Here is a 22,902-nt window from a genome sequence, read left to right as displayed (position 1 = left end):
GAAGGGGATTGTACCAATATGCAAAAGATAATGGTAGTGGATGATGAAGAAGTATTACGGATGTTAATCGAGGATACGCTGGAAGATTTAGAGAATGTTGAGATTCACACGGCGGAGAATGGATTGGAAGCACTGAATAAGCTGTCCGCGGATCATTTTGATTTGGTGATTCTGGATTATATGATGCCGGAAATGACAGGGATTGAAGTGCTCCAGCAGCTGGACGAGGAGAAAAAGAAAACTACAGCGATATTAATGTTAACGGCCAAAGCTCAAGATGTAGATCGACTTCGAGCAGTGGAAGCAGGAGCACGTTATTTTATGCCCAAACCCTTTAGTCCAATGGAACTCTTGCAGATTGTGGAGGGGATCCTAAGTGACGAAGAGAAGTAACGCTAATCACAGTATCAAAAATAGGTATTTTCGTATCATTGCACTGGTCTTTGCTTTAATTATCATTATGGGATCGATATTTTTCTTTTTCATCAATGATGAACAGAACAAATTAAGCAGAGACCGGGAAATTCTGCAAAATAAGGCGGACACCGTAACTGATTTGGCGAGTGCCTTAAATGAGGTGTTTTTCCGTGCCAGGGGATTTAGCGCTCTTAAGAGTGATAATGAATTAAAGCTTCTAAATTTAGGACTAGTTAACTTTGATAAGATTCTGGATACCTATTCCAATCTCAATTTATCTCCCGAAGAGGCTCTTTTCAGGGATGGCTTAAAGGCCTTTTATGTTCAGTATAAAAATAAAACGCTGCCCGAAGCGATTCGGCTGGTCGAGGCTGATGATTATGTAGCTTTGCGTGCGCTGTCCGCAGATGGTACCACTAAATCTGTAAATGATTTTCTCTCCTATACGGAAGAGTACAAAAAACGCTCTGATGAAGCATTAAATACTATGGCTATGGATTATATCAAACAGGCAAATGAATTTACATTTATCGCATTTTTTATTAGTGCCATCATTCTGTTGTTCTTTACCTTTATGATCTGGCGGATTCTGAAGAACCTGATTGACCCTATTTTGAAGCTGGAAGGAGCAACGCATTCACTGGCTGCCGGTGAGGAAATTCTTCTGGGCAAGCTTAAGCATCAAGATGAAATTGGCCGGCTTTATAATGCATTTCTAAATATGGCCAGAAGTATTCAAGATAAAGAAGAAGAATTGATGATGCAGAATGAAGAGTTGCACGCTCAGCAGGATGAGCTTCAGGATCAGCAGTATAGGCTGCAACGGTCGCTTAGTGAAATTGAGAGCATGATGAAAGCGCTCGATCAGTCATCTGCCGTTGGTATCCTTACCGCTAAAGGTGTGTTTACTTACGCAAATGAGAACTTGAGTGAATATACCCGCTATAAAAAGTCGGAGATTATCCGCTACACATACAGACTATTTGAACTTTATAATGTGTCTCATGATGAATTCCAAAAAATCATCAACAAATTAAGTACAGGTGGAGTATGGAGCAATGAGCTTCAGATTATAGCCAAAGACAGATTGCCGGTCTGGCTGCATCTGACGATTGTGCCTTATCTGAATGAAGAGGGTGTAATTTATCAGTACATCCTTATTGCGAACGATATCAACTCTATGAAGAGCGTGCAGCAAGAGCTTGCGGAGACGCTGAAAAATACGGAACAGACCAAAAAGATGCTTGAGCTAAATAATCAGCTGAATCATGATATTACCTACACGTTAGATAAACATGAATTTGCAGATAAGTTCATTCAATTTATGCATCATCTGTATTCATTTGATTCAAGTTTCTTCCTGCTAGTAAAAGATAAGATCGCTGCTGTTAAAGGGATTCCTCAGGAAAATGTAGAGCGTTACCTCGATAATGAGAACAATGAAATGTTATATCGTCTGAAGACAGAAAAAACCTATCTAATTAAGCGTCTAGCTACGCAATCGGAACAAGGAATCTCTTCGAATGAAGTCTACTGTTATGACTTCTATACTACTGTTGTGAATGCAGAAGATGAGATTTTAGCTGTATTCTGCGGGACCCGGATTGGACATTCCTTCAGCAAAGAAGAGATTAATGAGGTTCAAGGGATGATGAACCGTGTAGCTCTGGCGATTGAGCGTTTATTCATGTATGAAGAGATTGAACATGGCCGAAAGCTGAACCGCGATATCGTGAATAACGTTAACGAAGGCATTCAGTTCGTGAATACAGAAGGCAAGATGCTTCAGATGAATAAGGCACTGTGCAACATTGTGAACTATGAATGGACAGAAGGTACATTGATTCCTAGAAAAGAATGGATGGATTATTTCATCGAACGCTCGAATGAGAATGATGAACTACGGTTGTTCTTTGAGAAGGCAATCGCCGAGCATGCTCTGGAGTCCAGCAGTATGCAATATTCTATCGGAACTGAATCCAAAAAGCATATTGATGTTTATGCGATTCCCGTTTTCCGACGAGAGCTTAGAATCGGTACACTTTTCGTTTATAGAGATATTACTAGGGAGTACGAGCTGGATCTTATGAAATCTGATCTTGTCAGTACGGTAAGTCATGAGCTGAGAACGCCATTGTCGAGTGTTCTAGGATTCACGGAATTGCTATTGTCCAAAACCATGAAGCCTGAGAAGCAGCTGAAGTATTTGGAGACGATTCATAAGGAAGCGAAGCGGTTGACTGAGCTGATTAATGATTTCCTAGATCTGCAAAGAATGGAATCAGGTAAGCAGCAGTATATCACGGAGCATGTGAATCTCAGCGAAATTGTGCTTGGCGTTATCGATCAATATAAACTTAGCAGCACACATCATGTGCTGCTCGTGGATGAGGCTCTTAATGCAGACGTTGATGTGGACAAGGATAAGATCGTCCAAGTTCTAACGAATCTGTTAAGTAACGCGATCAAGTTCTCACCTTCTACCAATGAAGTGAAGGTGCTGCTGCACAATGAGCCGGGTCAAGTTATTGTTCGCATCCAGGATAATGGTCTCGGTATTCCTAAGGATCAGATAGGACAGTTGTTCCAAAAGTTCAGAAGAGTGGATAACAGCGCTTCTAAAAGAATTGGCGGAACCGGACTTGGTCTTGCCATCTGTAAAGAAATTGTTGAGAAACAAAAAGGAACCATAGGGATCGAATCGGTAGAGGGAGAAGGGACTACTGTTTGGTTTAGCCTCCCAATCCTCCATGAGGATACAATCCAACAGCAAGATGAGCTAAATAAATGGAATGCAGAGAAAGAGAGTAAGCCAAATGTAATGATTGTTGAAGATGACTATAGTCTTTCGTTGCTCTTATCAGAAGAGCTTAAAGGAAAGGGCTTCCGTGTCACCCATCACTATCATCCACAGCAAGCCTTTGATCAAGCTTTAAAAACACCATTTGTTGCGATCGTGGTTGATTTGATGCTTGGGGAAGATTTGGACGGTTGGGATTTGATCCGAATGCTGAAAGATGATTCGAGAACAGAGAATATTCCTATAGTTATATCCTCTGCGCTAGATCAATCGGATAAGAACCAATTGAATGATGTGATTCAGAAGTATTTAACGAAACCTTATCCACCTGGCGAGTTATCGAATACGCTTGAAGAGATTGTGAAGATAAAGCTGGGGGTAGGCGAGGTATTATTTCCCGAAAGTAAGAAGGATTTATAGTTTTTATTTATCACAATATTTTATAAATAGTATCACTTTTTATAATGAAACCGATCAAATCAGAGTAAATCATACTGTTTTGATCGGTTTTTTCGTACTTTATTGATATTTTTTCAATAAATAACATTTTTTATGTAAAAACGACTTCATTGATCGTTTACAATTATTGTGATAGCCTGATTTTATGAGGTTCTAAAAAAGGCTCAGATCGATTCAAATGAGGTACGGATCATAACCAGATTTCATGTTTAGGAGAGGTGGATATTGTTGCAACTACAGGTAACGAACAGTCCTTTTAACGAGAACCAAGTCGAGCTTCTCAATCGTCTTCTACCATCCTTAACGGAGACACAGCAAATATGGCTAAGCGGATATTTGTCTGCGATTGGCCGTACTGCGGCAGCGGCGCCGGCGGGTGCCGAACTTCAAGTGCAATCGAATTCGATTGGGAACGTGGAGGTTGGCGCGGCTGTGACGAGTCAACCAGCAGCATCACGGGAGGTAACCATATTATTTGGTTCGCAAACTGGGAATTGCCAGAGACTGGCAGGGAGCTTGTCCCGCAAGCTGGAAGAGCAAGGATTTCAGGTCACACTCTCCGCGATGAACAGCTTTAAACCTACTGCGCTTAAAAAGGTTGAGAATCTGCTTCTACTGGTGAGTACTCATGGAGAAGGTGAACCACCAGATAATGCACGGATTTTTCATGAATTTCTTTATAGTAAAAGAGCTCCTCAATTAGAGAACCTGCGGTTTTCTGTTCTGGCTTTGGGAGATACCTCCTATGAATTTTTCTGTCAAACCGGTAAGGATTTTGATCAGCGCTTAGAGGAACTTGGCGGTCAGCGGTTAAGTCCGCGAGTAGATTGTGATCTCGATTATGATGATTCCGTAGCTCAATGGTTTGAAGGTGTAATTGGTGCATTAAATGCTAATTTGAATGCTCCGGGTATTGCTGCAAAAGCGGTTCAAGCCGCTGAGGACGCAGAATCGCAAGAGCCTTTATATACCCGGAATCATCCTTTTAAGGCAGAGGTGTTGGAGAATTTAAATTTGAACGGGCGCGGTTCTGATCGGGAGACTCGTCATCTGGAGCTATCGCTTGAAGGGTCTAATATACAGTTTGAACCAGGGGATGCATTGGGCGTATATCCTGAGAATCATCCTGAATTGGTGGATGCCATTATTCATACTATGGGTTGGAATCCTAGCGATAAGGTTCCGTTTAATAAGAAAGGCGATGAAGGAGCCTTACGTGAGGCCCTTCTGCATCATTATGAAATCACCGTATTGACAAAACCATTACTTGAACAAGCAGCAAAGCTATCTGCCTCAAGCAAGCTGAGTGAGTTAGTTGCTCCAGACCGTGCTTCGGAGCTTAAAGAGTATATTCAAGGACGCGATCTGCTCGATTTGATCCAGGACTTCTCACCATGGGAAGGCTCAGCTAGCAGTTTTGTGACTATTTTACGGAAGCTTCCTGCACGTCTATATTCTATTGCTAGCAGTTACAAGGCTAACCCGGATGAGGTTCATCTCACCGTCAGAGCTGTACGTTATGAGGCTCACGGCCGGGAACGCTACGGTGTCTGCTCAGTTCATTGCGCCGAAAGAGTAGAGCCGGGAGATACATTGCCTATTTACATTCAGCATAATCCTAACTTTAAGCTTCCGACTAATCCGGATACACCGATCATTATGATCGGACCGGGCACAGGCGTTGCCCCATTCCGTTCTTTCCTGGAAGAACGCGGAGAGCTTGGAGCGGAAGGGAAATCATGGCTGTTCTATGGGGATCGGCATTTCGTTACAGATTTCCTGTATCAGACAGATTGGCAGAGAATGCTAAAGGATGGCGTTCTAAGCAAGCTGGATGTGGCCTTCTCACGTGATACCGAAGAGAAAGTATACGTACAGCATCGTATCTTGCAAAAGAGTCGTGAGGTTTATGAATGGCTGCAAGAAGGTGCTCATGTCTACGTTTGCGGAGACGAGAAGTATATGGCACATGATGTTCATACTGCTTTGCTTACTGTGATTCAGAGTGAGGGCGGTCTTAGCCCTGAAGCGGCAGCGGCTTATCTGGAAGATATGCAACAGACACAGCGTTACCAGCGTGATGTCTACTAATGGATAGATGGGAAGTTATCGAATGACTTCGGGGGGAGATAACAACAATGGCAAACAATGAGAAGGTTAAGCCGATCGGCGGGCCTCCAAGTGATGTTGAGCATATTAAGTCGGAGAGTAACTACCTGCGCGGTGCGTTAGTTGAGACACTAAGCAATCCGATTACGGGCGGTCTGCCTGAAGATGATAATCGTCTGCTGAAATTTCATGGAAGCTATATGCAGGATGACAGAGATCTACGCAATGAACGGGAACGTCAGAAGCTGGAGCCTGCATTCCAGTTTATGCTTCGCGTAGTAGCCCCAGGTGGAGTAGCTACACCGAAGCAATGGCTGGTGATGGATGATCTGGCACAGAAGTATGGTAACGGAACCTTACGTCTGACTACAAGACAGGCATTTCAAATGCATGGTGTTCTTAAATGGAACTTAAAGAAGACCATCCGAAGCATCAATGATACGCTAATGACGACTCTTGCAGCCTGTGGGGATGTCAACCGTAACGTAATGAGCAATCCGAATCCTTATCAGTCTGAGGTGCACGCAGAAGTCTATGAATGGGCGCGAAAAGTCAGCGATCATCTATCACCTCGTACTCCTGCTTACCATGAAATTTGGCTAGACGGTGAAAAGGTAGTGGATAGTTTAGGTGATCGGGCAGAAGTTGAGCCGATCTATGGTCCGGTATATTTACCACGTAAATTCAAAATTGGTCTTGCGGTTCCCCCTTCAAATGACGTAGATGTATTCTCGCAGGATTTGGGCTTCATCGCTATTCTTGAGAACGATAAGCTGGTAGGGTTCAACGTATCGGTAGGCGGCGGTATGGGGATGACACATGGCGATACTAGCACGTATCCTCAGCTTGGTCGTATCATTGGATTTTGCCGTCCTGATCAATTGATCGATGTAGCAGAGAAGACAGTAACGATTCAGCGTGACTATGGAAATCGTTCTGTCCGCAAAAATGCACGGTTCAAGTATACGATCGACCGCCACGGTCTGGAATGGTTCGTCGATGAGCTGCATGAAAGACTAGGATGGCAGCTTGAGGCGGCGCGGGAGTACCATTTCGATCATAATGGAGACCGTTACGGCTGGGTGAAGGGTACCAATGGAAAATGGAATCTAACGCTTTATATCCAAAGCGGACGGATTCATGACCAAGAAGGGTACACATTGATGACCGGACTGCGGGAAATCGCCAAAATTCATACCGGAGATTTCCGGCTTACTCCGAATCAGAATCTAACAATTGCTAACGTAACCTCTGCCAAAAAACGAAAAGTTACTGAGCTGGCTAAACAGCATGGACTTACGGATGGAGCACATCTTTCTGCACTACGACGCAGCTCAATGTCCTGTGTGGCGCTGCCAACCTGTGGGCTTGCGATGGCGGAAGCGGAACGTTATTTGCCTTCATTGATTGATAAGCTTGAGCTTGTCATTGACGAAGCAGGCCTACGTGATGAGGAAATTGTGATCCGGATGACGGGCTGTCCTAATGGATGTGCAAGACCGGCACTGGGTGAAATCTCGTTTATTGGTAAAGGACCAGGCAGATATAATATGTACTTGGGAGCAGGTTTTACGGGAGATCGCTTAAACAAGATATATAAAGAAAACATAGATGAAAAAGAAATTTTGGAGACGCTGGAGCCTATTCTTCATCGTTACGCCAAAGAACGTCTGCATCGTGAGCATTTTGGAGATTTCGTGATCCGAGCAGGTTATGTCAAAGCGGTTACGTCAGGCCTTAATTTTCACGACTAATTCATTCTAGATTGAAGGGGTGTCCCGGAGCCTGCATTATGGCTGCTGGGATGCCTCTTTGTTAGTTGTCATTACTCAAACCCATACCATATCTAACATTCACGTAAAAAGGGAGTCTTTTTTAGAATTATTAATGAATTTATATTTTTTTTGCTTAATGATTTGGATTTCTCGTGTTTTTCTTTCATAATATAAAGGGGAAACTAAATACAAAAGAAGAGCCATTGCCCGAGAGTGATGTGTTCTGTACAGAAGAGGCGATATTATGATTATCATGAAAACGATGGAAGAAATCGAAAAAATGCGTGCGGCGGGAAAAATTCTGGCTGAATGTCATCGTCAAATTGCGCAAATCTTACAGCCTGGAATTACTACCTGGGAGATTGATGAATTTGCTGAAAAATTTATATTGTCTCAAGGAGCGACTCCTGAGCAAAAGGGATATAACGGTTATCCATATGCAACCTGTGCATCTGTAAATGATGTAATCTGCCACGGATTTCCGAAAAAAGAGCCGCTTAAAGATGGGGATATAGTAACAATAGACATGGTAGTGAATTTAGATGGCTGGTTGGCAGATTCCGCTTGGTCGTACGGGATTGGCAATATCAGTGAACAGGCGACGAAATTATTAGACACCACAAAAGAATCTTTATTCCGCGGTATCGAGCAGGCAGTTGCAGGCAACCGGATCGGGGATGTCGCTCATGCTATTCAAGTTTACGCAGAGTCTAACGGTTTTTCTGTTGTGCGTGATTTTATTGGCCACGGAATTGGTTCAGAAATGCATGAAGCTCCAGAGGTACCACACTATGGTCCGGCTGGCAGAGGGCCTCGACTTAAAGAGGGGATGGTATTTACCATTGAACCGATGCTGAACACAGGCAGCTACAGAACAAAGATTGATGCGGATGGTTGGACTGCGCGTACCATCGACGGCGGTCTGTCAGCACAATATGAACATACGTTAGCTATCACCCCACAAGGGACCATTATCCTGACTGAATTATAATTTTGAGTTAACAAAAAGACCTGATTAGTATCATCTTCACAGGATGGGACTGACCCCATAACGTGAGACAAATCAAAACACCTTCAAGAGAATGGAACCTTGTCGTAAGATAAGGAGATCATCTTGGAGGTGTTTTTGCATTGGCAACCAGAGTAAGTTATCCCGTGGAAATAAAGATGAAAGCTATAGAAATGAGATTAGCAGGAGTACCTGTGAAAGAGGTTATGGAGCAGCTCGGAATACGGAATAAGACACAGCTAAAGACATGGATGAGATGGAATCGAAATGGTGAACGACATCGTTTGGAGCAGCCGGTGGGTAAACAGTACAGCTATGGCAAAGGTCCGGAGGACTCTTCGGAACTCGAAAAAGTAAAGGCAGAGAACCGATTCTTAAAACAACAATTAGATCTGCTAAAAAAGTACGAGGAGTTGGAGAGGAGGTGGAACCAGAGGCCGTTATTGCCTGGATTGAATCCATTCGAAACGAAGTGACGGTGTCTGAGGCTTGTAGATGGCTCGGAATCGCAAGAACGACTTACTACCGCTGGAAAGCAGGTGTGGGGACAAAGCATACAGACAAACTGGTGGAGAAAATCCGGGAGCTTTGCATCCGTCATAAATTCCGCTATGGGTACCGGAAAATCACGGCGCTCCTTCGGATAGAGCAGAGTATAAATCATAAGCGAGTCCAGCGGATCATGCAGTGTGAGGGGCTTCAGTGCCGCGTGAGGATGAAAAAACGAAAGGTGACTGGGCAATCTGTACACTCCTTTGAAAATCTGCTCAAGCGACAGTTTCATGCAGAAGCACCTCTGCAAAAACTCGTCACGGACATTACCTATTTGCCATTTGGCGGGAAGATGTTGTACTTCTCCAGCATTCTAGACTTGTACAATGGTGAGATTGTGGCTTACAGTATAGCAGATAAACAAGATACCTCTTTGGTGTTGGATACATTAAATCAACTTCCAAAGCAGAAAAAGATGTTGTTGCATAGCGACCAGGGCAGCGTGTATACGTCCTTTGCGTACCAGGAAGCTGTAAAAGGAAAAGGCATTACCATGAGCATGTCCCGTAAAGGAACGCCCGCTGATAATGCCCCCATTGAATCGTTTCATTCCACTCTAAAGTCTGAAACGTTCTACCTCGAAGATCTCACATCTACAACGACTGCAATCGTTGTAAAGACCATTCGAGACTACATCATTTACTATAACTCAATTCGAATTCAAGCGAAACTAAATAACCAGTCACCGATGGATTTCCGGCGACTGGCTACTTAAACTTGTAAGGTGTTTTGATCCCTGTCTCACAAACGGGGGTCAGTCCCGATGCTACTGATCAGGTCTTTTTGTTGTTGTTCAATTAATCTGTAATGTTACGAGTATAATATTCAATGATATCTTTTCGACGAATAATTCCGATAAACACGCCCTCATTATCAATAACAGGGACGAAATTCTGATCTGCAGCGAGCGTTAGCATATCCTCCATTTCGGCATGAATGAGGACGCTTTCGTTATGGACATGCTTCTGGATTGTGCTTACTGGAACTTCCCCTATATTGTCAAAGGTTAGACCGGCTGTGTTTTTCAACTTCCACAATAGATCACCTTCCGAAAGTGTTCCTACATATTTTCCTTCATTATCAATAATAGGGATAGCCGTATAATGGTGCTGCTCTAATTGTTCTAAGGCTTCCAGCATGGATATTGAATTAGTGATATAGGCAACTTGATCTTTAGGCAACAAAAAAGAGGATATTTCCATCGGCATGAACTCCTTTGTATTGAGATTTTTTAGTTAAGCTCCTTTTATTTAAACATACTTTTTGAAAAGATATGCATTTTAAATTTTTATCACTAAAATTATAGGAAATAAGACCTATTTAGGGTTAGTCGCATTTTGTCGATTAAAGATAAGGTATATTATCCTAGAGTGGAGTTGTTTAGATGGCATTATATCGAAGGCTTTCTTTAACGGTTAAATTTGTTCTGGTAGTAAGTTTAGTTATCATCGTGATCTTTTTCTTTAGTTTGGTTGCAAATTTGCTGAATTTGCGAAGTGTGAGCATATCGAACGGTGAACTAGAGGCGGAAGTTGCTGGGCGAAGTTATGCGGAAACTATTCAGAATACTCTGATTGACATAGAGTCGGCAGCCAAGGTATTCACAGAAGTACTGGTTGAATCAAGAGAAGGTCAAAGCTTGAGTCGTGAAGAAGTTGTTTCTACAATGAAATCGATGCTTGAGAATAGACCTGAGCTTTATGCAATTAGTACTCTGTGGGAACCCAATGCCTTCGATCAAAACGATCAGGCTAATATCAATAAGACGCCATATGATGATGCTTCGGGGCGTTTTATTCCTTATGTTCTTAGAAATCAAGGTTCAATAACGGTTGAAGCCTTAAAGAATTACGATGTAGAAGGGGCGGGTGATTATTACCTTTTACCTAAAAAAGAGAAAAGACCGATCTACATTGAACCCTATTCCTATGATACGAGCGGTGGGGCTATAGAGATGATTTCGGTAATGCTGCCCATTTTAGACAAATCGGGTACTTTTCTTGGGACGGTAGGGTTTGATGTATCGTTATCAAAGCTCCAGGAGGATGCTGATAAATATAAACCTATGGGAGGATACGTTTCTCTAATCACGGGTAACGGTAAATATGCAGCTAATCCAAATGATCCAGCAAGTGTACTTAAAGATTTTGGTGATACGGAGCAGAAAGCGGCACTCTGGAAACAAGTGAAGAATGGAGAGACGGTTCAGGGGTACACGCATAATTCCAAAGGAGAAAATGTACTCCGAATTTTTGTTCCAATTCCTATGCCGGAAAGTGATCAGGTATGGTATACGCAGACAGCGATTCCTAAAACTACAATCATGGCTGACTACGAACAAGCTAAAACAGAATCTTTTATTATCATGCTTGTTGGGATGTCGATTCTAGGAATAGTTATAGTCGTTCAATTATGGTTTATGGTGATCAAACCACTTCGAGTGTTATCTGAGAAATTGCAGCTTATGGCTCAAGGCGATTTAACACAAACCTTGCAGATTCGGAATAATGATGAATTCGGTAAGATGTCCACACACTTTAATCAGATGACACATAAGCTTCGAGAAATGTTTGGACTTGTGGCTGATTTATCGATGTCAGTGGGAGCTACTTCCGAAGAATTAACAGCTAACGCTGAACAGACAGGGAAAGCTGCTGAACAGATCGCTGTGTCTATTGGGCGAGTAGCCGAGGGAGCGCAGTTACAGAATGATTATGCGGGAGAATCTTCTCTGGCCATGAGCGATCTTAGCGTTGGAGTGCAACGTATTGCTGACTCTTCATCAGCGGTGTCTGCATCAGCAGATGAAGTAACCGATCAAACGCAGAGAGGCAGTGCGCAGCTGCAAATGGCGGTGAGCCAGATGACAGAGCTCAAGCAATCTGTTGACGAGACCAGTCTGGCGATCGAACGATTAGGTGAAAGATCTGTCCAGATTAGCGGGATTATTGGTTTGATCTCGAGCATTAGTAAACAAACTAATCTATTGGCATTAAACGCAGCGATTGAAGCCTCCAGAGTGGGTGAGCATGGTCGTGGATTTGCTGTAGTGGCATCGGAAATACGGATGTTGGCGGATCAGACGAAACAAGCTGCCGAACAAGTTACTGAATTAGTCGAACATGTGGTCAAAGATACAAATCAAGCCTCACAGGCTATGGCCGTTGGTAATGAGCAAGTACGTATTGGTGTGCAGAGTGTGTCTGATAGTGATCTTTTGTTTACATCGATTCTTGCTGAAATGACACAGGTTACAGATCAAATTCAGGAGGTATCTGCAGCCGCACAGCAGATGACTGCTGGTACAGAGCAAATTTCAGCTAGTGTCAAAGTATTAGCCGAACTTGCCTCAGAAGCGTCCGCGGATTCACAAAGTGTAGCCGCAGCCTCTGAGGAGCAGCTTGCTTCTATGGAAGAGATCTCTGCTTCGACGGAATCCCTCAGCTCGATGGTGCAAGATTTGCTGGACAAATTGTCTTATTTTAAAATTTAGAATGCATGTGATGTCGTGATTACAAGCGGGAAACCCTGTCCTTTTCTAAAGGATCAGGGTTCTTCCATTTATTACATCATGCAAAAGTGTATCTACATGACTTCAGATGTGCTATAATCAATTTATCGAAAGCAGTTACCTAGCGAATTCACATAGCGTAGAGGGTTATTCTTTAGATGACAATAACCTTGTACCATATGTGAATTTTTATTTTTTTAGAGATTTTGTAAGAGATTTTTTTGGGATAAGAATAACATGTAAATTAAAAAAAGGTGGTAATTATATTATGCAAACAGGAACAGTGAAATGGTTTAACGCAGACAAAGGCTTTGGTTTTATTGAGGTTGAAGGCGGAGAAGACGTATTCGTACATTTCAGCGCAATCACTGGCGACGGATTCAAATCTTTGGATGAAGGACAACGTGTAGAATTTAACGTAGTTCAAGGCAATCGTGGTCAACAAGCTGAGAATGTTGTAAAACTCTAAAGTTGTGAAAAAAATCCCCAAACTTCTAGTTTGGGGATTTTTTTATATATAAGAAATTATAAGTTTCACACAATACTTTATGTCTTATATTTCTCGCTTAGTAGAAAGGTGGCGGATGTAAATGCAAGTGTTTGAAGACTGGAATTTAAAAGTGAAGAAGACCTTTAACGCTACAAGTAACAAGGAAGTATTGACGGTGTCTGAAGCCGGTAACTTGCTCGGTCTGTCTAAAGATCAAATGAAAAGCTATGTTGATCAGCATAAGTTAACTAAAGTTCCGATCATGAGAAGTGTTGTCAGGTATCTTTTACTGAAAAGTGAGATCGATACGATTCTGAACAAAATCTAGTAACCTCAATAAACATGGTAGACCCATCCTTGTTAGGATGAGGTCTTTTTTTTGCCTTAAAAATTTCTTATAAAAAGAAACTTATCGATCCAAAGATCGTCTATAATAATGGGATATTTAGGTAATGGAGGGTAGGCACAAGTAAAAAGTGATGTTCATTAATGGTGAGAAGTCGCATGTACAGAAAGGGTAATTCATCCAATGAAAAATAATCAGAGTACGCCTCCACCTGCTTCATATGCTTTAAGTAGAATCGAGAAAAAGAAGGTAAAGAAGAATAAAATCAGCAAGAAAATGAAGATCTGGTATTTTTCGCTTGCGATCGTACTTATTGTTGGGTTGGGAAGTTTTATTTTCCGTAAAGAATTAATGATTTTTGGGTTTGATAATGTTGTAGTACCAACTATAGAGCACACTCTTGATGAATCTTATGTACCGTTAAAAGAAACAGAAGACGATGGAATTCAGGCAATGACAGAAAATAAAAATCGTCCTTTTTCTATCCTGCTGCTAGGCACCGATCAGCGTGGTAAAGAGAATGGACTTTCTGACTCCATTATTTATACTGTCATTCGACCTGAGAATCATAAAGCACTGCTCGTCTCTATTCCCCGTGATTCATATGCAGAAATAATTGGAGCGGAAAATATCAAAGGTGCAAGAAAAGAAACCAAGATTAATGCGGCACATTCCTACGGTGGTCCTCAGATGAGTGTAGATACTGTTAAGAATCTGTTGAATGCGCCAATTGATTACTATGCTACTATTAATTTTAACGGGCTTGTTGGCGTGACGGATGCGCTAAGGGGCGTGGTGCTTCCAATCACCAAGGTGATCGAGAATAAGAGCCCTGATCATGAGAAATTAAGAATTGAGCCGAACAAACCGATCTATTCCGGTAAGGAAGCTTTAATGTATGTAAGATATCGAGAAGACTCTGACTTTAAGCGAACAGAGCGACAACGGATTTTCCTAAAAGCAGCGCTTGATCGGATGAAGAGAATCGATAATATTCTTAATATCCAGAACATTATCGAAATTGCTGGCAGTAATTTTAAAACCAATATGAAGTCAGATTTTATTCTGGATTTGGCTAAGAAGGTAATTCTTGAAGGTGGAACCCCTGAAATAACGAGTCATATGCTGCAAGGGGAAGGAAAACATACGGATCAATGGTATTATATACTCGATGAAAATGATGTAAAGCGTACCCATGAGATGATCGAGATTTGGCTGAATCCAGAATCTACTGAGGCTGATCTCATAACTGCTTCCAAGGATGAAGCTGCATAATCTTTTTGTCAGACTATTTTATATTCACATGGAGGTTAGCTTCTATGGCAGTAAGAACAAAAGAGCAGATGCTATTCGAATTTAAATCCCTTATTCCATTCGTAGAATCTTTAGAAGAGGTGCCAGATAAACATTGGAATATGCCTATAGCGACTGGGAAATGGACCGTAAAGGATATTTTATGTCATCTTATGCTTTGGGATAAGTATTTCTATGAAGGTGCTATAAAGAAGATTCTTTTGAAGGAACCGTTAACAACGAAACATCTGGATTTTAACGAGTTTAATGCTAACGCTGTGGAGTATGCCAAATTGTTATCTAAACAAACATTGATTGAACAATTTCTGCTCTACAGAACTAGGATTTTAGATGCAGTATCAGGATTAACTGATGAAGAATGCGATGTGGAATATAAGGATGCAGACCGGAAAAAATTCAGTATTCGTAAGTATTTGAGAAGTTTTATTCCACACGATAAGCATCATAAAAAACAGATTGAACAATTCCTTAAATACATACAGCAAGGTTGAACGCTTGTCATACATGGCTTAAGCTTTAGCACGGTTTCGAACGATTTTCATGGATTGGCGAATGAGCATAGGGCCGAACATGCTGCCAGCGTATGCGGCTATGAAAGAATGGAAAGGGAATTTAATCGCAAAGTAAAAGACCGATCCGGCGACAAAATCAAAAATGATATATTTCTTGATATCAGATAATGGAATCGTTACGATTATAACAGATTGCTTGTTTCTCAAGTGGTGACCTCCTATTGATAATGCAGCTTATAAATCCACTGTTCATTCTATTTTGAGAACAAGATGTCCCATTCGAAAAATTTAGAGCGGGATTTGAAATGTGAATATTTGGGGATGGAGATGTGATGTGAGGGATGAAGCAGAAGAAAATCATTGTTTTTTTGGATAGTGGAGATACGATCGTGGATGAATCCACGGAGATTAGAGACGAGGACGGAATCGTGCTTACAGCGGAGCTTATTCCAGGTGCGGATGTCATGATCAGATCTTTGCATGAGAAGGGCTATACATTGGCGTTGGTCGCTGACGGGGACACGCAATCATTCAAGAACGTATTTAATCAGCATGGGCTTCATGAATATTTTACGGCCATGATTATCTCAGAGAATATTAAGGCGGTTAAGCCTAGCTCTCGAATGTTCAAAGCTGCTATCGGCGCTCTTGATTTATCTGAAGCAGACTTTTCACGCACTGTCATGGTAGGAAATAATTTAAGTCGTGATATGAAGGGGGCGAACGCGCTCGGCATTACGAGTATTTTTCAAAGCTGGACGACGCGTTATCCACACACCCCTGCCGATGAATCCGAACAACCAGACTATACGATCAGTGAGCCGATTGAATTGATAGAGCTAATCGACAAGCTCAATGAGGAACTACATACAGTAATAACGGTATAGAAGCGTAAAGGGTGAAGGCTCGAATGGACAATCAGGATCATCAAAAAGAGCGGAAACCGCTATTGTATATACAGACTGCAAATCATGTGATGGAAGAAATCCGGAAGAGAAAGCTTCAGCCACATGATCTCGTCCCATCTGAAGGGGAGATTGCCAAGTTGTACGGGGTCAGCCGCATGACAGCGAAGCTTGCTCTGCAGATCTTGGAGAAAAAAGGGATCGTTTATCGCCATGCCCGTCGCGGCACATTCGTATCTGCTGATTATCAAGCACATTCTGAGGAACTGGTGCTAAAGGCAATAGAGGAGAAGAAACCGATGCGAAGGATTGCATTGGTAATTCCTAACATAGACGATTATATCGGGAGAATCATTGCTTCCGTTGAAAAAGAAGCGCGTGAAGCGGATTGTCATTTACTCATTCGAATGACTGCGGATAAGGAAGACGAAAGTATATGCTTGCAAGAACTGTACGACGATCAAGTAGAGGGTATTATTTTTTATCCGCGTGGGAGTACGCAGTGCAGTGAGAAAGTGTTAGAACTAAGTCTACTTAACTACCCTCTAGTGATTATCGATCGTATCTTTCGAGAGGTACAGCTTGATTGTGTTTACCATGATCATTACCATGGGGCTTATAAGACCACCCAGTATTTGATTGAAAAAGGTCATCAGGAAATCGGATATATTTCAATGCCATTTGACGGTGTGACGAGTAGAGAAGATCGGTATAGAGGTTATCTTCAAGCGATGCTGGATCATGATCTGCCGGTAAACAGCCGTAATTTATATTTGAATTACTTAGAAGATTATATGCATCAGTTGAATGCACCAAATGTACAGTTAGCGTCGTTCTTAGGTAATAATTCGATGCTATCGGCAGTGGTATGCGCAGACGACTATATCGCTACATCGTGCTTGTACACGGCAATTTCCATGCAATTATGGGTTCCGGATCAATTATCCATCATAGGATTCACAGATATTCAATTGGCGAGCTTGCTGCCAGTTCCATTAACTACTGCGAGACAAGCGACAGAGAAACTCGGACAAGCTGCTGTACAACGAGTTGTTAAACGGATGGAGAATTCACGTGAAGGTGCGCTAACGATTAAAATCGATACCACCATCGTCGAGCGGAGCTCCGTTCGACCCTACGGCGTTGATAGATTTAGGTGTTAATTACCATTGAAGCTCTTTCCTCCACTATTTTGGTAGAGGAAAGAGCTTTTTCGTATCAGTGATATAGATGTTTTTTCAATGAAATTATCATATTATTCTAGATTATTCGATTGTATAGATCAGTGACATATATTAGTCTGAAAATAGATTATTCCGAATTTCAGTTTTCAATAAGCGATAACCTAACGGAGGCAGGGTGGGAAAATGAATAACACTAAGAAGGTCCATGTTGTATTTAAAACACATTTGGATATCGGATTCACGAATATGGCTGCACATGTGTTAAGACAATACATGGAGGAATATATACCGAAAGCGATTGCTTTGGCTGATACACTTGAAGCTGAAGGGGGCCGCGCACAATTTGTATGGACAACCGGCTCCTGGCTGATTCGTTATTATTTAGATCATGCACCTGCTTCGGAAAAAGAAGCGATGGAGCAGGCGATCCGTAAGGGACATATTGTGTGGCATGGATTACCGTTCACAACCCATACTGAACTGATGGATATGGAGCTTTTCCGATATGGACTATCGATCAGCCAAGCGCTTGACCAACAATTTGGAAAACAAACGATAGCCGTCAAAATGACAGATGTGCCTGGTCACACACTTTCCATGGTTCCATACATGTACAAAGCAGGTATTCAGTATATGCATCTCGGAGTAAATCCAGCTTCTATGCGTCCTGATGTACCCAAGCTGTTTCGATGGCAGGCGGAGGATGGCAGTGAACTGATTGTGAACTATGCTGGAAGCTACGGTGAGCCGGTAGAGGTTGAAGGGATTGACGATATATTGCTATTTGCGCATACGGGTGACAATTGTGGGCCGCCAAGCGCTGAGGAAATCGAGGAGCAATTCCGTGAAATCCAAGAACGATACCCTGACGCTGAGATTATAGCATCTTCACTGGATGAATTCGCGAGAAGTCTTTTGAAGGTTCGCGAACAACTTCCTGTAGTATGTGAAGAAATCGGTGATACTTGGATTCATGGTGCAGGTACGGATCCGTTAAAGCTTGCCAAGCTTCGGGAGCTTCAGCGCTTGAGAAGTAAATGGCTGTCCGAAGGAAGCTTAGACGAGCATAGTGATGCCTATAAAGGGATGAGCGATGCTATGTTGTTGGTAGTAGAGCATACATGGGGATTAGACGTAAAGAAGTGGCTTCCTGACTTTCGGAACTATGCGAAAACAGATTTTAATGCGGCTAGAATCAAAGACTTAATTAATGTAGATGAGATCCCGGCGAAATTCAATTATATAGGTGCCTTTGCTATGGATGAATTCGATAAGCATTCTAGTGGCCTATTTGCATCTGAGCAGAGCGTCCGAACATATTCGATGATCGAACGTTCTTGGGCTGAGCAACGGGGCTATCTGGATCAGGCCGTCGCTTGCCTGGATGAAGATAAACAAGCGGAGGCAAAGGAAGCATTCGGTAGATTAGAACCTGCTAGGAGAGATTTATCCGCTGATGCTAAGCAGGCTGGTGTCCAAGAAGTATATGCGGTTGAAGGTTATAAATTGTCCTTTGGTGTGAACGGCGCACTTATTCATTTATCGGATGCCAATGGAAAAGTATGGATTGATGAAAGCCATCCCTTCGGCGTTTATACCTATGAGACGTTTGGAACGGAGGACTACGCCAGATACTTCCGCACCTATATGCAAAATTTAGGCTTGACCCACCCATGGTCCGATGCTGACTTTAACAAGCCTGGCTTTGAATTCGTTCGACCATTGCCTAGTCATCAACTTTATGAGCCCTTCGTGACTGATATGAAGCGAATAAACAGTAACCAATTCTTGCTTCGTTTACGCATGCCAACACAAGCGCATGAAGGGTATGGCGCTCCGAAGGAACTCGAAATAATGTATGATTTTGAGCATGAAGGTACGGTTGACGTATCACTGCAATGGTTTGGGAAAGATGCCAACCGTCTTCCGGAAGCAAGTTGGTTCGGATGTGCATTGAATGTCGATAATCCTAATCTTTGGATGATGGAGAAGATGGGCTTGCCAGTCTCACCTTTGCGTGTAGTGAAGGACGGGAATCGTAATCTTCATGCCATTGGACGTGGCGTTAGTTATCAGGGTGCAGATGGGAGCGCCTTTATCGAAACTATGGATGCTGCTTTGGCTGCACCGGGTCAAAAAAGACTGCTGCAATTCGATAATTCTTTTGTCTCCTTAGATAAAGGATGGCATTTTAATTTGCACAACAATATCTGGGGCACGAATTTCCCTATGTGGTACGGTGAAGATGCAGTATTTCGTTTTCGTCTAAATTTGCAATCGAACCGTAAGTAAAATAATAGAAGTATACTTGTGACTAAAATACACCCCTTAGAATAAACATTGGAAAACCCTCTGGGTCCGATATCTTTCTATGAGGTGCATTTTTGCTCCGTTTCTGCAACTGATAAGACCTCAATGTTAAAGAGACAAATTTCCACTTGGAAAATATGGTTTTCATAGGTGATATCCCATATTCCGCCGGTTTCCTCAACCGCCTTTTTTACGCTTTGCAGACCGAAACCATGAAAATGCTTGTCTCGTTTTGTTGTGGCTAGTTCTCCGAAATGATTGGTACGTATTGAATGTTGATATGGATTCTGTATTCTAATAAATAACGTACCCTTATGATAATGCAGTTGGAAATTAATATAGGGCTGAGTCACAGCTGGATGTCTGCACGCTTCGATGGCATTATCGAGAATGTTCCCTAGAATAATGCTAAATGCATAAGTATCCAGGTTAAGCTGAGGTGGAATCTTAATGTCTGTTTGAAAGGAAATCCCCAGCTTTTTAGCGAATTGCTGCTTGTCATTAATGATGGAGTCGATAAGGATAGAGCCGGTATTACAACCCCCTGATGAGAGTTCGAGTACTCCAAGCAGCTTATCCACATCGTTCAGTCCTGCTTCTTTCTCCCCGGCTTGTAATTGTGACCTCAGACCCAGCAAGATATTCCTGAAATCATGTTGAAACGTAAAGACTTCTTGCTGCCTTTCCTTTGTGAGCAAATACTGGTTCATATAGTAGGTGTTTTGTTGTTCCAGCAAGTGGTTTTTATTCTGTGCCGAATGTATGGTTAGTACGCGATCGCATAAAAGAATGATCAGGAAGTTGATCAACAGCATTCCACCGGACAAAATCGGATACAAGATCGGATATTCCCGTAAGGATAGCTCGCCCGATAATTTTGCAATACTGAAAATGCTGATAAATGGAAAACAGAACAGCCCGATCCAATACCAGCTCCCTAAATTCCCCTCGCCAAAGGCCTTAGTGAAACGAAGTGTGATCTTCACCAGTAAAAACATCAAAAGCTTAGACAAAAACAAGGTAAAGATGTATCCGCTGGTCGTATACACAGGCGCAGTAGCTGCATCTGATAGCATAATGAGTGCGACGATGAATAAAGCGGCGCCAAAACGCCATTGTATTTTCCCCTTGTACAAAAAGGACAAAAGTACGACTCCCGCTATATTGAGCCCAAGCATCCATAATCCAGGGAGTGGACTATAATGCAGTAGGAGTACGAAAATATAATAGGCAGTGTAAACGGTATAAAGGATCATTTTGGATTCCAAAAGTCGTGAGAAACAATGATTATAGAAATAATGGATGATAAATGGGAGAGCAGTTAGCGTAAGAGCGTAGAACAACTCATCCAGAACAATATTATTCAAGTAGACTCCCCCTGAATTGCAAATAACTCTTTTTCACTACAATGCTTTGCTTATCACTGATCGGAAGTTCTTCCCCGCTCGTTAACACAATTCTTTTTCCCTGAATTTGTTTGATGTAATCGAAATTCACAAGATAGGATTGATGAATCCGCACAAACTGCTTCGAAGGGAGCTTTTCTTCTTCTATTGACAGAGTACTGTAATATTCCGTTTGATCTTCCGTTGTTTGCAGAATAATTTTTCGACGGTCACTTGCCAAGTACATAATATTACGGATTGGAATAAGTATTTTAGTTCCACTTTGGTGTACAGGCAGTAATTTTGGTTGGTTTTGTTGACGCTTAACCTTTATTTGCTGAATCATGGAGAATAGTTTTTTTTCAAAAGATTCGTTATGTATAGGTTTCTTTATAAATCCCGAAGGCTGAACATCAAATAGCTGAACATGATACTCTTCGTGGCTCGAAACATAAATCAGCCGAACCCAATCGTTATCATAATCCCCCCGTAGCACATGGCCCGCTGTTATTCCGCTTATTCCTTTCATTTCTATATCCATAAAAACAAGATCAAATGGACAGCCAAGCTGAATGGCTTTCGTGAAGCTTTCACCAGAATAGAATATGGATACCTCTATGTTTTCAGATCGATAAACTGGATGGTTAATGATCAATCTCTCAATACATTCAGTTGTCTTGAAATCATCATCACAAATGGCAATATGTATCATGCGATTTTCCCCTCCTGTACATAAAGCAATAATACATTATATGGGATTAGAATCAACTGTTATCCTTTTAGGAATCACTTGGAAGTGTTGAAAGTTACATTTATTTCAGTGTTTTTTACGAACCTAATTATTAATTCTAGTAAACGTGCTAATTTGATATCAATTAGTAGGAGTAAATATGCTATGGAGGAGTTGAACAATGAATACAATAATCTTTGAAGCTGAGGGATTAAGTAAACAGTATGGTAGGGCAGCTGCGCTTCAAAATATAAATATGCAGATTCAAAAGGGAGATATCTATGGCCTAGTAGGAGAGAATGGGGCAGGCAAAACCACACTCATGAAAATAATCAGTGGATTAGTGTATCCAACAAAAGGGACCTTTCAATTGCTGGGCAAAAGTAGTGAGAAGGACATCGCAAGGGTTAGGAGAAAAATGGGGATTTTAATAGAGCACCCTGCTCTCTACCCCCATATGAATGCTGCTGAGAGTTTAAGTTTTTATTGCAAGATTTATGGGATTACGGATTCCGACAGAATTAAAAATGTACTGAATCTGGTGGGACTTACGGATGCTGAGCACAAAAACACATCGGATTATTCTCTGGGCATGCGTCAACGCTTAGGACTGGCAATTGCCCTTCTCAACGAACCGGAATTTATAGTTTTGGATGAACCGATTAATGGACTTGATCCTACGGGAATTGTAGAGATGAGAAAATTATTGACTAAGCTGGTGCATGAAAAAGGGGTTACCATCTTGATTTCCAGCCATATTTTGAGTGAACTCCAATTGCTCGCTACCAAATTCGGGTTTATTCATAAAGGGCAGTTCATTAAGGAAGTCTCTGTGGAAGAACTCATGCAATCAGCCGAAACGCAAATTTGTATTAAAACGGTTGAAGTAGAAGCAGCCATAAACGTACTTAAGAACGATCTTAATATTCATTCGAGCACATTATCAGCTTCCGGAGAAATATTGATTCCCAAGGATTTGATCGATCTTGAACAGTTAATGTCAACGTTAATTAGAGAGGGTATCCCGCTTGAAGGAATCAGCCTGTCTACTGCGAATCTTGAGCACTATTACATGGATCTGATAGGAGAATGAG

The 22,902-nt window shown here is 41.9% G+C and carries 19 protein-coding genes; 15 read left to right on the top strand and 4 right to left on the bottom strand.

The features are described from left to right. Positions 1–18: 18 nt before the first annotated feature. From ACN6MV_RS20530 to ACN6MV_RS20505, 6 genes are all read left to right on the top strand, one after another. Entirely contained in the window at positions 19–393 is a 375-nt protein-coding gene (locus ACN6MV_RS20530) for a response regulator transcription factor (RefSeq protein WP_042129381.1), read from the top strand. Next, a complete protein-coding gene (locus ACN6MV_RS20525; protein WP_419884735.1) occupies positions 377–3,637 on the top strand; it encodes an ATP-binding protein in 3,261 nt (1,086 codons plus the stop codon). The genes ACN6MV_RS20530 and ACN6MV_RS20525 overlap by 17 nt, the downstream gene beginning before the upstream one ends. A gap of 267 nt (positions 3,638–3,904) precedes the next feature. Beyond that, positions 3,905–5,767 (top strand): assimilatory sulfite reductase (NADPH) flavoprotein subunit, encoded by a 1,863-nt coding sequence (locus ACN6MV_RS20520; protein ID WP_419886785.1) that lies wholly within the window; start codon positions 3,905–3,907, stop codon positions 5,765–5,767. 47 nt (positions 5,768–5,814) lie between these two features. Then, complete coding sequence (cysI, locus tag ACN6MV_RS20515) at positions 5,815–7,539, top strand: assimilatory sulfite reductase (NADPH) hemoprotein subunit (protein WP_419884734.1); 1,725 nt, start codon at positions 5,815–5,817, stop codon at positions 7,537–7,539. Between the two features lie 265 nt (positions 7,540–7,804). Then, entirely contained in the window at positions 7,805–8,551 is a 747-nt protein-coding gene (gene map / locus ACN6MV_RS20510) for a type I methionyl aminopeptidase (protein ID WP_042129378.1), read from the top strand. A gap of 140 nt (positions 8,552–8,691) precedes the next feature. Beyond that, a protein-coding gene (locus tag ACN6MV_RS20505) for an IS3 family transposase (protein ID WP_419884733.1) occupies positions 8,692–9,836 on the top strand; the annotation gives its coding sequence in 2 pieces (ribosomal slippage) (positions 8,692–8,980 and positions 8,980–9,836; 1,146 coding nt in all). An 82-nt stretch (positions 9,837–9,918) separates the two neighbouring features. Here the strand turns inward: ACN6MV_RS20505 and ACN6MV_RS20500 are convergent. Next, entirely contained in the window at positions 9,919–10,323 is a 405-nt protein-coding gene (locus tag ACN6MV_RS20500) for a CBS domain-containing protein (protein ID WP_042129376.1), read from the bottom strand. A gap of 182 nt (positions 10,324–10,505) precedes the next feature. Between ACN6MV_RS20500 and ACN6MV_RS20495 the strand changes: the two genes are divergently transcribed. From ACN6MV_RS20495 to ACN6MV_RS20475, 5 genes are all read left to right on the top strand, one after another. Next, positions 10,506–12,614, top strand: a complete 2,109-nt coding sequence (locus ACN6MV_RS20495; protein WP_419884732.1) for a methyl-accepting chemotaxis protein — start codon at positions 10,506–10,508, stop codon at positions 12,612–12,614. A 286-nt stretch (positions 12,615–12,900) separates the two neighbouring features. Further along, entirely contained in the window at positions 12,901–13,101 is a 201-nt protein-coding gene (locus ACN6MV_RS20490) for a cold-shock protein (RefSeq protein ID WP_036685790.1), read from the top strand. Between the two features lie 121 nt (positions 13,102–13,222). Next, positions 13,223–13,450 (top strand): helix-turn-helix domain-containing protein, encoded by a 228-nt coding sequence (locus ACN6MV_RS20485; protein WP_042129374.1) that lies wholly within the window; start codon positions 13,223–13,225, stop codon positions 13,448–13,450. 201 nt (positions 13,451–13,651) lie between these two features. Further along, positions 13,652–14,743 carry an LCP family protein gene (locus ACN6MV_RS20480; protein ID WP_419884731.1) on the top strand — a complete coding sequence of 364 codons (1,092 nt, stop codon included), beginning with the start codon at positions 13,652–13,654 and terminating at the stop codon, positions 14,741–14,743. 44 nt (positions 14,744–14,787) lie between these two features. Then, positions 14,788–15,273, top strand: a complete 486-nt coding sequence (locus ACN6MV_RS20475; protein ID WP_339287360.1) for a DinB family protein — start codon at positions 14,788–14,790, stop codon at positions 15,271–15,273. Between the two features lie 18 nt (positions 15,274–15,291). On the opposite strand, the gene ACN6MV_RS20470 is transcribed toward ACN6MV_RS20475, so the two are convergent. Further along, the gene (locus ACN6MV_RS20470; protein WP_339287359.1) at positions 15,292–15,501 is read right to left on the bottom strand and encodes a hypothetical protein; all 210 of its coding nucleotides are present in this window, start codon (positions 15,499–15,501) and stop codon (positions 15,292–15,294) included. 134 nt (positions 15,502–15,635) lie between these two features. On the opposite strand from ACN6MV_RS20470, the gene ACN6MV_RS20465 reads away from it, so the two are divergent. The 3 genes from ACN6MV_RS20465 (at position 15,636) to ACN6MV_RS20455 (ending at position 19,675) form a co-directional block, all read left to right on the top strand. Then, positions 15,636–16,181: an HAD family hydrolase gene (locus tag ACN6MV_RS20465; protein WP_419884730.1), complete on the top strand. Its 546-nt coding sequence runs from the start codon at positions 15,636–15,638 to the stop codon at positions 16,179–16,181. 23 nt (positions 16,182–16,204) lie between these two features. Then, positions 16,205–17,362, top strand: a complete 1,158-nt coding sequence (locus ACN6MV_RS20460) for a GntR family transcriptional regulator (protein ID WP_339287357.1) — start codon at positions 16,205–16,207, stop codon at positions 17,360–17,362. A gap of 204 nt (positions 17,363–17,566) precedes the next feature. Beyond that, positions 17,567–19,675, top strand: coding sequence for a DUF5054 domain-containing protein (locus ACN6MV_RS20455; protein WP_076120756.1), 2,109 nt, complete (start codon positions 17,567–17,569; stop codon positions 19,673–19,675). Between the two features lie 77 nt (positions 19,676–19,752). Here the strand turns inward: ACN6MV_RS20455 and ACN6MV_RS20450 are convergent, their stop codons facing one another. Continuing rightward, complete coding sequence (locus ACN6MV_RS20450) at positions 19,753–21,060, bottom strand: ATP-binding protein (RefSeq protein WP_419884729.1); 1,308 nt, start codon at positions 21,058–21,060, stop codon at positions 19,753–19,755. After that, positions 21,053–21,790, bottom strand: coding sequence for a LytR/AlgR family response regulator transcription factor (locus tag ACN6MV_RS20445; RefSeq protein WP_042129365.1), 738 nt, complete (start codon positions 21,788–21,790; stop codon positions 21,053–21,055). The genes ACN6MV_RS20450 and ACN6MV_RS20445 overlap by 8 nt, the downstream gene beginning before the upstream one ends. Positions 21,791–21,989: 199 nt before the next feature. Here ACN6MV_RS20445 and ACN6MV_RS20440 point away from each other — a divergent pair, with 199 nt between their 5' ends. Then, a complete protein-coding gene (locus tag ACN6MV_RS20440) occupies positions 21,990–22,901 on the top strand; it encodes an ABC transporter ATP-binding protein (protein ID WP_076120753.1) in 912 nt (303 codons plus the stop codon). Position 22,902 lies beyond the last annotated feature (1 nt).

The sequence above is a fragment of the Paenibacillus sp. B-A-8 genome (genome assembly GCF_048572915.1).
In the GTDB taxonomy this organism is placed as follows: domain Bacteria; phylum Bacillota; class Bacilli; order Paenibacillales; family Paenibacillaceae; genus Paenibacillus_AQ.
This window is presented reverse-complemented; position numbering and strand designations above follow the sequence as displayed.

What these genes read in the sequence shown, in the direction of transcription:
- ACN6MV_RS20530 (WP_042129381.1), top strand. Translation starts at nt 19, where the DNA reads ATGCAAAAGATAATGGTAGTGGATGATGAAGAAGTATTACGGATGTTA.
- cysI (WP_419884734.1), top strand. Translation starts at nt 5,815, where the DNA reads ATGGCAAACAATGAGAAGGTTAAGCCGATCGGCGGGCCTCCAAGTGAT.
- map (WP_042129378.1), top strand. Translation starts at nt 7,805, where the DNA reads ATGATTATCATGAAAACGATGGAAGAAATCGAAAAAATGCGTGCGGCG.
- ACN6MV_RS20500 (WP_042129376.1), bottom strand. Translation starts at nt 10,323, where the DNA reads ATGGAAATATCCTCTTTTTTGTTGCCTAAAGATCAAGTTGCCTATATC.
- ACN6MV_RS20495 (WP_419884732.1), top strand. Translation starts at nt 10,506, where the DNA reads ATGGCATTATATCGAAGGCTTTCTTTAACGGTTAAATTTGTTCTGGTA.
- ACN6MV_RS20490 (WP_036685790.1), top strand. Translation starts at nt 12,901, where the DNA reads ATGCAAACAGGAACAGTGAAATGGTTTAACGCAGACAAAGGCTTTGGT.
- ACN6MV_RS20485 (WP_042129374.1), top strand. Translation starts at nt 13,223, where the DNA reads ATGCAAGTGTTTGAAGACTGGAATTTAAAAGTGAAGAAGACCTTTAAC.
- ACN6MV_RS20480 (WP_419884731.1), top strand. Translation starts at nt 13,652, where the DNA reads ATGAAAAATAATCAGAGTACGCCTCCACCTGCTTCATATGCTTTAAGT.
- ACN6MV_RS20475 (WP_339287360.1), top strand. Translation starts at nt 14,788, where the DNA reads ATGGCAGTAAGAACAAAAGAGCAGATGCTATTCGAATTTAAATCCCTT.
- ACN6MV_RS20465 (WP_419884730.1), top strand. Translation starts at nt 15,636, where the DNA reads ATGAAGCAGAAGAAAATCATTGTTTTTTTGGATAGTGGAGATACGATC.
- ACN6MV_RS20460 (WP_339287357.1), top strand. Translation starts at nt 16,205, where the DNA reads ATGGACAATCAGGATCATCAAAAAGAGCGGAAACCGCTATTGTATATA.
- ACN6MV_RS20455 (WP_076120756.1), top strand. Translation starts at nt 17,567, where the DNA reads ATGAATAACACTAAGAAGGTCCATGTTGTATTTAAAACACATTTGGAT.
- ACN6MV_RS20445 (WP_042129365.1), bottom strand. Translation starts at nt 21,790, where the DNA reads ATGATACATATTGCCATTTGTGATGATGATTTCAAGACAACTGAATGT.
- ACN6MV_RS20440 (WP_076120753.1), top strand. Translation starts at nt 21,990, where the DNA reads ATGAATACAATAATCTTTGAAGCTGAGGGATTAAGTAAACAGTATGGT.